This window comes from Mycobacterium sp. 852002-53434_SCH5985345 (assembly GCF_001667155.1).
Lineage (GTDB): Bacteria > Actinomycetota > Actinomycetes > Mycobacteriales > Mycobacteriaceae > Mycobacterium.
This window is the reverse complement of the sequence record NZ_LZIE01000009.1, coordinates 1-596: the sequence shown is the minus strand read 5'-3', so window position 1 is coordinate 596 and position 596 is coordinate 1. Positions and strand designations below refer to the sequence as shown.

Here is a 596-nt window from a genome sequence, read left to right as displayed (position 1 = left end):
CCCCCCCCCCCCCCCCCCCCCCCCCCCCCCCCCCCCCCCCCCCCCCCCCCCCCCCCCCCCCCCCCCCCCCCCCCGCGACACCACCGCCACGTTCATGGCGTCGGGACCGCCGCGCACCGGACCGCGCAGGCCGGCGGTGCCGAACGTGAGCGGGTGGGCGAACCGCGCGGCGAGTTCCTCGGGACCGCACGCCGCGAGCTCGGCGGCCGTCGCCGGGTCGGGATCGTGTGCGATCCACTCCGCCGCGGCGATCCGCTCCTCGGGCGTCATCTCACAACCGGGCTACGACGTCGGCCAGCAGCGCGCCCATGCGGCTGGCGGACGCGGCGCCGGCGGCGAGCACCTCCGCGTGGCTCAGCGGCTCGCCGCCGATCCCGGCGGCCGGGTTGGTGACCAACGACACCCCCAGCACCTCGGCGCCGGCCGCCCGGGCCGCGATGGTCTCGTGCACGGTCGACATGCCGACCAGGTCGGCGCCCAGCATCCGCAGCATGCGCACCTCGGCGGGCGTCTCGTAGTGCGGCCCGGGCAGGCCGGCGTAGACGCCCTCGGCCAGTCCCGGGTCGCCCTGGCGGGCGAGGTCCCGCAGCCGCGGC

General features: G+C 80.2%; 2 pseudogenes. Both read right to left on the bottom strand.

Features of this window, described 5'->3' with window-relative positions:
• Window positions 1-72: 72 nt before the first annotated feature.
• A pseudogene (locus A5756_RS01800) lies at window positions 73-270 on the bottom strand (phospho-sugar mutase); the annotation flags it as partial.
• Window position 271: 1 nt separating this feature from the next.
• A pseudogene (locus tag A5756_RS01795) lies at window positions 272-596 on the bottom strand (purine-nucleoside phosphorylase); the annotation flags it as partial.